Origin of the sequence: Christiangramia crocea (genome assembly GCF_022410465.1) — a bacterium.
Lineage (GTDB): Bacteria > Bacteroidota > Bacteroidia > Flavobacteriales > Flavobacteriaceae > Christiangramia > Christiangramia crocea.
In genome coordinates this window covers 105,006-117,634 of sequence record NZ_JAJSON010000016.1, presented here as the reverse complement: position 1 = coordinate 117,634, position 12,629 = coordinate 105,006, and the positions used below count along the sequence as shown (strand labels likewise).

Genomic DNA, 12,629 nt, shown 5'->3' with positions numbered 1-12,629 from the left:
CCGTATGAATATGAAGATTTTAAAAACAGGAATCTTATTGATTTTATTAACGGGCAATAGCTGTGTAACGACCGATGATTTTGAACTCCCTCCGATGGATGCTACTGAAGTGGAAATTGAAGGGAACCTCACTACTAGTATAGAGGCTGTAAAGGGTAATTATAACTTTACCACGGGACAGATATATACTTTTCAGGAAACGAATACGTGGTTAATGGGCTATGTGATCTCTGATGATGCTGGTGGGAATTTCTATAAAGAATTGATCATTCAGGACAAACCTTCGAATCCTACTTCCGGAATTCATCTTCTGCTTGATCATAATTCACTCTTTGAAACCTTCAATTTTGGGAGAAAGATCTATGTAAAACTAGACGGCCTCAGTCTGTGGTATAACAACGGGGTTTTGCAATTAGGAATTCAGAACAGGGGAGATGTGGTCCCAATTCCGAATTCCATGATCGATGACCATGTGATAAGAACGGGGCAAACAGCAGAAGTTATTCCTATGAGTATTAAAATTTCTGATTTTTCTGCTGAAATGAAGAACCTGTATGTAAGGCTTGAAAATGTTCAGTTTGACAGGAATCTGGTAAAGGAAGACCATATTTATTCATTTGCATCAAACCCGGCCGATCAATATGATGGGGAACGTCAGTTGGAAAGTTGCGAGACTGGCGAAACTGTTCTGCTTAGCACCAGTACTTTTTCAAATTTTAAATCGCTTTTGATTCCGGAAGGATCCGGTAGTGTGGAAGGAATTTTAACCAGGGATTTTTATGATGAGCATTATGTAATCGTGGTCAATTCTCCAGATAAATTGAATATGAACGATTCCCGATGTGATCCAGCCTATCTGGAGTGTGGAGAAAATATAAATGAAGGTTCAAAGATATTATTTGAAGAGAATTTTGAAGGAGTGACTTCCAGTACGATACTTACTTCCAGGCGCTGGACCAATTTAAATGTAAGTGGAGGAGAAGTGAAATTCAAACCAACGCTTTCAAGTGGCAACAGGCTTTTGAGAATATCGGCCTACAATACCTTGGAAAGTCCTTTGGAAGCCTGGCTGGTGACCCCAGTGATAAACCTGGATAATTCCATAAATGAAGTCCTGAGCTTTGATATTCTATCCTCTTTTGATAAAGGCCTTATAATGGAGGTTTTCATAAGCGATGATTTCACCGGAGATCCGCGAACAACTGAATGGACATCGTTAGATGCCCATATACCTCTTGGACCCTCCGGCAGTAATTCCAGGATTTTCACAAAATCTAAAATCGATATTTCCTGTCTCGATGGGAAAGTCTGGATTGGGTTCAGATACCTGGGATCGGCACCAGATAAAACCACGACTTACGATCTGGATAATGTTAGGGTAATTGGAGATTAATTTATTCAAAAAGCTCCTTCCCTAAATTTTAGGGAAGGTGTCAGATGTAATCTGACGGAAGGTCCGGGAATTAATTTTGAATTTAGAAGTTTGTTTTTAACTAACTGGTTCTTCCTTCTTTTCCCTGAAATCCAGCGGCTTTAATACCTTTAAGGCTTTTTCTACTGAAGTCACCTTTTCGAAAGTTAGAAGTAAGCGCAAACCGTTTCTGGTTTCCTTCTCTTTCATTTTACAGGTTTGAGGGTGACTTTGAACATACTGAAGGATCTTCGTAAAGTTGTTTGTCTGGTAGAATCTTGATTTTTGATCGGAAATAAAATAACCTACGAATTTACCTTTTTTCATTATGATCTTTTCGAGCCCCATATGTGAAGCAATCCACTTTATCCGTACACTATTCAGAAGGTCTACCGCCTGTACCGGTAATTCGCCAAACCTGTCTATAAGTTCTTCTTCAAATTTCTGAAGTTCTTCTTCGTTCTTAAGCTCGTTCAGCTTGGTGTAAAGATTCAGTCTTTCAGTAATATTATTGATATAATCATCGGGGAATAACAATTCGAAATCAGTATCGATCTGGGTGTCTTTAACAAAATCCTTATGTTCTATATCTTCGGTTTCGGCATACAGATCCCGGAACTCGTTCTCTTTTAATTCTTCTATCGCCTCATTCAGGATCTTCTGATAAGTATCAAAACCGATCTCATTGATGAATCCACTTTGTTCGCCTCCTAAAAGATCTCCTGCTCCCCTAATTTCAAGGTCCTTCATTGCAATATTGAATCCGCTGCCTAACTCTGTAAACTGTTCGAGTGCGGTAATACGCTTTCTGGCATCTTCGGTCATTGCAGAATAAGGCGGAGTGATAAAATAACAGAATGCTTTCTTATTACTTCTTCCTACACGGCCACGCATCTGGTGAAGGTCTGACAGGCCAAAGTTATTGGCGTTGTTGATGAAAATGGTATTGGCATCTGAAACATCCAGGCCGCTTTCCACAATGGTTGTGGAAACCAGTACATCAAACTCGCCATTAATAAAGCTTAGCATTAATTTTTCCAGTTTCTTTCCTTCCATCTGCCCGTGGCCCACGCCTATCTTTGCATCGGGTACTAACCGCTGGATCATCCCGGCAACTTCCTTGATATTCTCTACCCGGTTATGAATGAAGAAGACCTGCCCGCCTCGTTGTATTTCATAAGAGATCGCGTCTCTGATGATCTCTTCTGAAAATCTGATCACATGTGATTCTATAGGATAACGGTTGGGAGGCGGAGTGGTGATGGTTGAAAGGTCTCGGGCCGCCATTAAACTAAACTGTAAAGTCCTTGGAATTGGTGTTGCAGTAAGTGTAAGTGTATCAACATTCTCTTTTATCGTTTTCAACTTATCCTTTACTGCCACTCCAAATTTCTGCTCTTCATCTACTATTAGTAAGCCAAGATCTTTGAATTTTACGGCTTTGTTAACCAGTTGATGTGTCCCTATGATTATATCTACCTTACCACTTTCCAGGTCTTGCAGGGTTTCCCTGCGCTCCCTGGCTGTTCTGAAACGATTCAGGTAATCTATCCGAACCGGGAAATCCTTCAGCCTTTCAGTAAAGGTCTGGTGATGCTGGAAGGCGAGAATAGTGGTTGGCACCAGAACGGCAACCTGTTTGTTATTGTCCACAGCTTTAAATGCCGCGCGAATGGCAACTTCGGTTTTTCCGAAACCTACATCCCCGCAAACCAGGCGATCCATGGGCTTCTCATTTTCCATATCTTTTTTCACCGCTTCGGTTGCCGAACTTTGATCGGGAGTATCTTCATACATGAACGACGCTTCCAGTTCATGCTGCAAGTAGGAATCCGGGTCATATTTGAAACCTTTTTCGAGTCGGCGTTTGGCGTAAAGTTTTATAAGGTCATAAGCGATATGCTTGACCCGTGCCTTGGTCTTCTTCTTAAGATTTTTCCAGGCATTACTTCCCAGTTTATAGATCTTCGGGGGCTTGCCGTCCTTCCCGTTGAACTTGGAGATTTTATGGAGGGAATGTATGCTCAGGTAAAGAATATCCCTTTCTCCGTAGATAAGTTTGATAGCTTCCTGTTTCTTTCCTTCAACATCTATCTTTTGAAGCCCGCCAAATTTTCCAATTCCGTGGTCAATATGAGTCACATAATCGCCGACCTCAAGATTGGTTAATTCCTTTAGAGTTATCGCCTGTTTTTTAGCGTAACCATTCTTCAGATGGAATTTATGATAACGTTCAAAGATCTGATGATCTGTATAACAAACCGTTTTGGAATCTTCATCGATAAAACCCTGGAACATTGAGAAAACAGGTGTCTGATATTTAACCTCCTTCTCCTGATCATCGAAAATATCGTGAAATCGCTTAGCCTGCTGCTCACTAACGCAACAAATGAAATTTGAGTAACCGGCTTCCTGGTTTTCAATAAGATCATCAATTAGTAGATCGAATTGCTTGTTAAATGAAGGCTGAGGTTTGGTATTGAACTTTATTTGTTTCTCCGGATTCAGAAAAGCCTGGTTGCTGAGTTCCACAATGGAGTAATCAAGGAATTGTTTTTTAAGCAATTCAGCATTGCAGAACAATTCTTTGGGTTCACTGTGTTTTACATCTTCTGAAAGTTCTTTGAAGGCTTCTTCGGCTTTTTGGAAGAGTTTATCAGCCTGGGCAGAAAGCAGATCCAGGTTTTTTATGAAAACTACCGTTTTTGCTGAAATATATTTAAGGAAACTTTCCCTTACCTCGTCCAGATGTTTGTTTTCAACATTCGGCATTACTGAAATCTTCTTCTTTTTGTCGGTAGATAGCTGGGTTTCAACATCAAAGGTCCTTATGCTGTCAACTTCATCTCCAAAAAATTCGATCCGGTAAGGCTCATCATGGCTGAAGGAAAAAACATCAATTATCCCCCCGCGAACGGAAAATTCACCCGGCTCGGTTACAAAATCCACCCTTTTGAACTGATATTCAAAAAGAACTTCGTTTACAAAGTCTATGGAAAGTTCATCGCCAATCGTGATCTTCAGAGTGCTTCTGTCCAGTTCCTTCCTGGTCACTACCTTTTCAAAAAGCGCATCCGGATAGGTGACAATTATGGCCGGTTTCTTTCGGGAGTTAATGCGGTTAAGTACTTCTGCCCTTAAAAGCACGTTAGCGTTGTCGGTTTCCTCAATTTGATAAGGTCTTCGATAGCTACCCGGATAAAAAAGTACGTTCTTTTCGCCAACGAGCTGTTCTAGGTCATTAAGGTAATAGGCCGCTTCTTCCTTATCGTTGAAAATGAGCAGGAAAGGTCGGTCTGACTCTTTAAAGGCATTTGAAATCACAAAAGACAAAGCCGATCCTACAAGGCCTTTTAAATGTGATTTTTCAGTTAGATTTTCAGAATTGGAAATAGCGTTCTGCAATTCCTGCTGTAGCGGGGATTGTGCAAAACTTTTGGCGATAAGATTTATACTCATTGCCACAAAGATAATTTCATACTCAAAGCCTTACAACCAAAAATTTCATTTTTAACGATTATATAGCATTTGTGAATTTTACCATTTCTCTAACGCAGAATCTGTTAAAGGATAATTACATTCATTCAAAACGGATTAATATGGGGATTGAAGAATTTGACGTTTTTGTGATAGGTACGGGAACCGCCGGAAAAAGTGTAGCCAGGGAATGTGCGGCAGAAGGCTTGAAAGTGGCCATTGCCGATAACCGGGAATTTGGAGGAACCTGCCCTAATCGTGGCTGTGACCCTAAAAAAGTTCTACTAGGACTAACAGAAATCATCGACAGGGCTGAAAAAATTAAAGGAAAGGGTATTACAAAAATGCCCGAATTCAGCTGGAGAGATCTTATGAATTTCAAAAAGACTTTTACCGATGCTGTTCCGGCAGCGACAGAAAAGAATCTTGAATCCCTTGGTATCAAAATGTATCATCAGTCTCCTAAATTCCTTGATGAAAACAGCCTTTCGGTAGAAGGGAAAACTGTGAATGCAAAAAAGATCGTTATTGCTACGGGAAACAAACCTCTGGAATTGCCTGTGCCGGGCGGACATCTTCCGATTATAAGCGATGATTTTCTTGAGCTGGAAGAACTACCGGAAAGTATCATTTTTATAGGAGCAGGATATGTAGGAATGGAATTCGCGCATATGGCTGCCCGGTGTGGCGTGGATGTTACAGTAATGGATGCTGAATCCAGATCACTTAATAACTTTGATGAGGATATGGTGAAATACCTTCAGCAGGCCTCAGAAGACATTGGTATCAAATTTATCTTCAACGCAAAGGTGGAGGAAATTGAAAAGCTTCAAACCAACTTCCGGGTTACTGCAGATCAGAACGGGAATGAAATTTCTGTTAAAGCCAAAATGGTGGTTAATGCTGCCGGTCGGGTTCCATCAATAGATGAACTGGATCTCGAAAAAGGGAATGTTGAATATTCAAAAAAAGGAATCACGGTAAATGAACATCTTCAGAACACAAGCAATAAAAGTGTATATGCCTGTGGTGACGTTTCAGCCAGCGAAGGTCTGCCTTTAACACCATTATCATCCCAGGAGGCCAGGATAGTCGCAGCTAATATCCTGAATAAGGACAGGGCAAAAACCGTTGATTTTCCCCCGCAGCCTTCGGTGGTATTTACCATTCCTAACCTGGCTTCAGTAGGATTGAATGAAAAGCAGGCCAGGGAAGAAGGATATGATTTTCATGTGGAGCAGAAGAATGTCCCGGATTGGTTCAATTCTAAAAGGATTAATGATAATTATTATGCTTTTAAAACCCTGGTTGATAAAAAAACAGGTCTGATCCTGGGGGCACACCTTGTAAGTGCGGAGGCCAGTGAAATGATAAATATGTTCGTCATGGCCATGTGTGGAAAACTGGATTGCGATACCTTAAAGAGGATGATATTTACTTATCCAACATGGGCCGGGGATATAAAGTCTATGGTTTAAATCTTATCACCATGCAGTAATCGATAGACCGGATTGGTTTTACGATTGATAAAGGCGTGGTATGTGATATTGAGTAATAACAGTATGGCGCCGCCCAGCGCGGTTTTTGCTATTAATTCTTCAGCCCCCTGATGCCGCACATAAATTGCAATTAAAGCCCAGATACCTACAGCAGCAAATTCACGCATATTTCTAAGATGTATCATAAGCAGGTTAATTATGGTTGCCACACCTATCATGATAACGGTCCACTCTACTTCAGAAAAAATAGCGCCATCCCAGCCAGTTTTTGAAAGATAGGAAGCCATATTTGCAATTACTGCCACACTTATCCAGCCTGAAAAAAGGCAGATAGGCCACCAGTAAAATGCAATAGTCTGGATAGGGGCATCCCATTTCTCCATATTATTATTAAGGATGATTTTCAATAGTTTCATCAGTATAAGGAACATAAAGATCACCGAAAGCCCAATGTATTCGTAAAGCCATGCAATTATCCAGCAGCTCATTGCTATGTTGGCAACTATAAACCAGCCCGATGTGTTCTTTATAAAACCGGTATATTTTCCATTGGAAAAAGCCTGGTAAACCATAAAACCTGAAAAAGCCAGTAAGCCTATAAATATTGGGCCCCAGATGACGAAAGCATAATCAGCTGGTGTGAAAAGGTTAGGGTATTTATCACTTATTTCGCCAATGGTCTTTCCATTGATCTGTCCGGTTTGTGCCAGGAAATTTATCCCAAGTGCAAGTACCACAGACAGAAAATTGAAAATGGCCAGTTTCTTTAACATGATCAGCGAAATTTAGGTTACTAAAATTACTTCTTTTCCGGTGATGGCAAAAACCCGGTCTTCCTCTTCCGGTTCCATAAAATAATTGCCTGTAAAATCTCCGAATGCGGGCAATATTAACTGGTTAGGTCCCTGGAAGAAACATGAAAGTTTCAATACTTGTTTGCCATCACCTCTCATTTTATAACCCGGATGAATATGACCACAAAGATTGAACAGATCATTTGTTTTTTGGGGATGGTGACTTAAAAGAAACCCATCTGCCTCAATTTCAGGAAAAAGTTTTATACCCAGTTTTTCATATTTAAGAGGCGAGATAATATCATGATTTCCAGCAATGAGATGTACCTGGTTGTCGAGTGTTGAATGCCATTCCTCAAACATATTCCACTCCATATTTAGGGAGCTATGGAAGAGATCTCCCAAAAAAACTATGTGTTCGGGATCAAACTCTTTGATAAGCTGATCCATTTTTCTAAAATTACCGGCTATGGCATTTGCGGGTACAGCACTCCCGTGTTTTCTGAAATGCGAAATTTTCCCCAGGTGTACATCGGCGATTAGTAATATTTCCTGTTCCGGCCAGTAAACAGCTCCGGAAGGATGTAATACAAAATCACGGTTTCTTATCCGTATGTTCAGGTTCATATTATAGTTTACACAATATTTCTGCGGCCCGTTCCAGGGTTTCATCAGTTTTGGCAAAACAGAATCGGAGTTGTTTATGGTCTTTCTGATCTATATTGAAGACTGAAACCGGAATTGCGGCCAGACCGTTTTCTTTAACCAGTTTTTCAGCAAAGGTCACATCATTTTCCTGGGTGATTTCAGAATAATTTAAAAGCTGAAAATAGGTGCCGGAAGATGGGGTATAGCTAAACCGGGATTGCTCTATTAAGTTCAGAAAGAGATCCCGTTTTTTCTGATAAAATGGAGAAAGTTCCAGGTAATGTTCCGGCTTCTTAATATATTCAGCGTAGGCCCTTTGCATCGGATGGTTCACCGAAAAAACCGTTACCTCATGTACCTTCCATATTTCTTTCATTAAATATTCGGGCGCAACACAGTAACCTGTTTTCCAGCCGGTATTATGAAAGGTTTTTCCGAAGGATGCACAAACGACGGCTCTTTCTGAAAGGCCTGGAAACTTTGAGGCACTTTGATGTTCCTTTCCATCAAAGATCAGATGCTCATAAACTTCATCGCTTAAAAGGATGATATCGGTTCCGTCTAAGATTTGTTCCAGATTTTTCATATCCTCCTCTGAAAGAATGGTTCCTGTTGGATTATGTGGGGTATTTATAACGATCATCCTCGTCCTTGGAGTAATAGCTTTATTAACTTCGTTCCAATCAACCTTATAATCTTCACCCTTTAGCTGAATAAGAACCGGTTTACCGCCGTTTATCCTGATGGTAGGCTCATAACTGTCATAAGCAGGTTTAAGAACAATAACTTCATCTCCAGGATGAATAAAGGCCGTAATTGCGCAGTACAAAGCCTGGGTTGCCCCGGCAGTAAGGGTTATTTCAGTTTCCGGATCGTATTCCTTATCGTAGAGATTGGCAATTTTGTTTATGATCTCTTCTCTTAGTTCTTCTACTCCATGTGATGGTGGATATTGATTGTAACCATTATTCATTGCCTTTGTCACCAGATCTTTCAACTTTTTGTCGGTTTCAAAATTCGGAAAACCCTGTGAAAGGTTAATGGCATTATATTCATTGGCCATCCCGCTCATCAGAGAAAAAATGCTCGGAGTGGTATCCGGTAATTTGGAGGAAATATTCCTAAGAACTGGCATCATAGAATTTTTAATCAAAATGCATAAAAAATCCCGGACTGCAAAGTCCGGGATCATCTATATCTAATTAAACGATTGTTAATTATTTTACACTGGCTTTCAGATACTCTCTGTTCATTCTTGCAATGTTTTCCAAAGAGATTCCTTTAGGACATTCAATTTCACAAGCTCCTGTATTGGTACAGTTACCAAAACCTTCCTTGTCCATTTGCTCGACCATCTGAAGTACCCGGCGATCTGCTTCAACCTCACCCTGTGGAAGCAATGAGAACTGACTTACCTTGGCAGCGGTGAATAACATAGCGCTTGCATTCTTGCATGCCGCAACACAGGCACCACAACCAATGCAGGTAGCTGCATAGAAAGACATATCTGCATGGTCCTTTTCAATTGGAATAGAGTTGGCATCCTGAGTGTTTCCAGAGGTGTTCACCGAAATATATCCACCGGCCTGCTGAATACGGTCAAAAGCACTGCGGTCTACCACAAGATCCTTTATAACAGGAAATGCCTTGGCGCGAAAAGGTTCAATAACGATGGTATCTCCATCTTTGAATTTTCTCATGTGCAGCTGGCAGGTAGTTACGCCACGGTCCGGGCCATGAGGCTCACCGTTGATCTGCAGGTTACAGGATCCGCAAATCCCTTCACGACAGTCGTGATCAAAAGCTACAGGTTCATCCCCCTTTTCGATAAGCTGCTCATTAAGAACGTCCATCATTTCAAGAAAAGACATATCAGGAGAGATGTCTGCAACTTGATAGGTTACTGCTTTTCCTTTAGTGTCGGCGTTCTTCTGACGCCATATTTTTAATGTAAGGTTCATATTCTACAGTATTGAGTGTTGAGAATTGAGTATTGAGCATCTAACCTCTCAACACTAAGATCTCAAATCTATTTATAGCTCCTTGTTTTTACTTCGATATCCTCGTATTCCAGTTCTTCTTTGTGAAGTATGGCTTCTCCGGGCTTACCTGTGTATTCCCAGGCCGCTACATACATAAAGTTTTCGTCATCACGAAGGGCTTCTCCTTCTTCGGTCTGGTATTCTTCTCTAAAGTGACCTCCACAGGATTCATTTCTGTGAAGTGCATCTTTCGCAAATAATTCTCCAAGTTCAAGAAAATCGGCCACCCTACCTGCTTTTTCGAGCTCGGCGTTCATTTCATTAGCACTCCCGGGAACTTTTACATCTTTCCAGAATTCCTCCCGAAGCTGGCTGATCTCTTGAATTGCCTCTTTGAGACCTTCAGCATTCCTGGCCATTCCAACCTTATTCCACATGATCTTACCTAAAAGTTTATGGAAGTGGTCTACAGATTTGGTTCCCTTATTATTGATGAATTTTTCTATCCTTTCACGAGCTTCAGCTTCAGCTGCTTCAAATTCCGGAGAATCAGTTGGTATTGCACCGGTCCTGATGTCGTTAGAAAGATAATTACCAATGGTATAAGGCAACACGAAATATCCGTCAGCAAGACCCTGCATCAGGGCAGAAGCTCCAAGCCTGTTGGCGCCGTGATCTGAGAAGTTGGCTTCCCCGATGGCGTAGCAACCCGGAATGGTAGTTTGTAAATCATAATCTACCCAAACACCTCCCATAGTGTAGTGGACTGCAGGATAGATCATCATTGGAGTTTCGTATGGATTCTCATCAACGATCTTTTCATACATCTGGAAGAGGTTACCATATTTGGCTTCTACAACCTCTTTTCCTAACTGTTTTATTTTTTCGTCTGAAGGATTGTCTATTTTCTGAGTGGTTGCAGCTTCCTTACCATAACGCATGATAGCTGAACTGAAATCAAGATAAACGGCCTCTCCGGTCTTATTCACTCCAAAACCTGCATCACAACGCTCTTTTGCTGCCCTGGAGGCAACATCACGTGGCACAAGGTTTCCAAATGCCGGATACCTTCTCTCTAAGTAATAATCTCTTTCTTCTTCTGAAAGCTCGGTCGGCTTTTTCTTGCCGTTCCTAATGGCTTCAGCATCTTCTTTTTTCTTCGGAACCCAGATTCTACCATCATTACGAAGGGATTCGGACATCAGCGTAAGTTTAGACTGATGATCTCCTGATACCGGAATACAGGTAGGGTGTATCTGGGTGAAACAAGGATTGGCAAAGTAAGCCCCCTTTTTATGTATTTTCCAGCTGGCCGTTACGTTACTTCCCATTGCATTAGTTGAAAGGAAGAAAACATTTCCGTAACCTCCTGAAGCGATAACCACGGCATGAGCTGAATGTCTTTCAAGTTCTCCTGTTACAAGGTCTCTGGCGATAATTCCACGAGCCTTACCATCAACCTTTACGATCTCAAGCATCTCATGCCTGTTAAACGACTGGATCTTTCCGCGATTGATTTGACGGTTCATAGCAGAATAAGCTCCAAGCAATAACTGCTGACCTGTCTGTCCTTTAGCGTAGAATGTTCTTGATACGAGAACTCCTCCAAAAGAACGGTTATCCAGAAGGCCACCATATTCACGGGCAAAAGGAACTCCCTGTGCCACGCACTGGTCTATGATGTTTCCTGAAACTTCCGCAAGTCTATATACGTTGGATTCTCTTGAGCGGTAGTCACCACCTTTGATAGTATCGTAGAAGAGACGGTAAATAGAATCACCATCTCCCTGGTAGTTCTTGGCTGCATTGATACCTCCCTGGGCCGCAATTGAGTGAGCCCTTCGTGGAGAATCCTGGTAGCAAAATGTCTTTACATTATAACCCAGCTCGGCCAGAGTTGCAGCAGCACTTCCGCCAGCAAGACCGGTACCAACGACGATAATATCAATATTACGTTTGTTGGCCGGGTTAACAAGATTTATATCATTTTTGTGATTGGTCCACTTATCTGCCAATGGGCCTTTAGGTGTTTTAGATTCAAATATTCCCATAGCTTAAATTTTTTCTAATACAAAGTGAATATAAAAAGGGATCACGGCGAATGCCAGCGGAATAAGAATGGCGAAGGCCAAACCGAACTTCCTTATAAACCCATTGTATTTTGGATGGTTAATACCAAGTGACTGAAAACCGCTTGAAAAACCATGAGAAAGGTGAAAAGCGATAGCGATCATTGCCACAGCATAAGCAATAGCCCAAAGCAATCCATACTGGGCATCCTGAAAAGTCTTGATGGTTAAAGTGTACAGATCTTCTACTTGCTCGCCATTTGCTGTGGTGTAAATTGTATCATCTAGTCCGCCAAATTTCATTTGTCCCCAGAACATGGCCATATGAACAATAATAAATGCAAGAATAACCGTGCCAAGAATCCCCATATTTCTGGAGGACCACATACTGTTGGTTGAAGGTTTAAAACTTACATAGCCCTGAGGCCTGGCCTTTCGGTTGTTAATGGTAAGCAAGATTCCGTCGATAGCATGAAAGATGATACTTAAATAAGTGAGATAAGATAATACCTTAACTGCCGGGTTGGTCGTCATGAACAGTGCATATTCATTGAACTGGTCCCGGGCGCCTTCACCCACGGGGATAAGTAATTGTAGATTTCCGAAAAGATGTCCTACTAAAAACAGGCACAGAAAAAGGCCGGTGAAAGCCATCCAGTATTTTTTCGCAAGAGATGACTTTAAAAGCGCAGATTTCGCCATAAATGTTTTGAATTATTTGATAGAGTGAAGCAAAAATACGCTTCATA

General features: G+C 41.3%; 9 protein-coding genes. 2 read left to right on the top strand and 7 right to left on the bottom strand.

Annotated elements, in window-relative coordinates:
- Positions 1-10: 10 nt before the first annotated feature.
- On the top strand, positions 11-1,393 hold the full coding sequence (locus LU635_RS06505) for a DUF5689 domain-containing protein (protein WP_240097386.1): 1,383 nt from the start codon (positions 11-13) through the stop codon (positions 1,391-1,393).
- 96 nt (positions 1,394-1,489) lie between these two features.
- Here the strand turns inward: LU635_RS06505 and mfd are convergent, their stop codons facing one another.
- Entirely contained in the window at positions 1,490-4,870 is a 3,381-nt protein-coding gene (gene mfd, locus LU635_RS06500) for a transcription-repair coupling factor (RefSeq protein WP_240097384.1), read from the bottom strand.
- Positions 4,871-5,010: 140 nt separating this feature from the next.
- Here mfd and LU635_RS06495 point away from each other — a divergent pair, with 140 nt between their 5' ends.
- Entirely contained in the window at positions 5,011-6,366 is a 1,356-nt protein-coding gene (locus tag LU635_RS06495; RefSeq protein WP_240097382.1) for a dihydrolipoyl dehydrogenase family protein, read from the top strand.
- Here LU635_RS06495 and LU635_RS06490 read toward each other — a convergent pair.
- From LU635_RS06490 to LU635_RS06465, 6 genes are all read right to left on the bottom strand, one after another.
- Positions 6,363-7,160 (bottom strand): tryptophan-rich sensory protein, encoded by a 798-nt coding sequence (locus LU635_RS06490; protein WP_240097380.1) that lies wholly within the window; start codon positions 7,158-7,160, stop codon positions 6,363-6,365. The genes LU635_RS06495 and LU635_RS06490 overlap by 4 nt on opposite strands.
- Positions 7,161-7,172: 12 nt before the next feature.
- A complete protein-coding gene (gene pdeM / locus LU635_RS06485) occupies positions 7,173-7,808 on the bottom strand; it encodes a ligase-associated DNA damage response endonuclease PdeM (RefSeq protein WP_240097378.1) in 636 nt (211 codons plus the stop codon).
- Between the two features lies 1 nt (position 7,809).
- The gene (locus LU635_RS06480) at positions 7,810-8,967 is read right to left on the bottom strand and encodes a methionine aminotransferase (RefSeq protein WP_423738486.1); all 1,158 of its coding nucleotides are present in this window, start codon (positions 8,965-8,967) and stop codon (positions 7,810-7,812) included.
- A gap of 79 nt (positions 8,968-9,046) precedes the next feature.
- Positions 9,047-9,790, bottom strand: a complete 744-nt coding sequence (locus LU635_RS06475; protein ID WP_240097376.1) for a succinate dehydrogenase/fumarate reductase iron-sulfur subunit — start codon at positions 9,788-9,790, stop codon at positions 9,047-9,049.
- 68 nt (positions 9,791-9,858) lie between these two features.
- Complete coding sequence (locus LU635_RS06470; protein ID WP_240097374.1) at positions 9,859-11,862, bottom strand: fumarate reductase/succinate dehydrogenase flavoprotein subunit; 2,004 nt, start codon at positions 11,860-11,862, stop codon at positions 9,859-9,861.
- A 3-nt stretch (positions 11,863-11,865) separates the two neighbouring features.
- The gene (locus tag LU635_RS06465; protein WP_240097373.1) at positions 11,866-12,582 is read right to left on the bottom strand and encodes a succinate dehydrogenase cytochrome b subunit; all 717 of its coding nucleotides are present in this window, start codon (positions 12,580-12,582) and stop codon (positions 11,866-11,868) included.
- Positions 12,583-12,629: the final 47 nt, after the last annotated feature.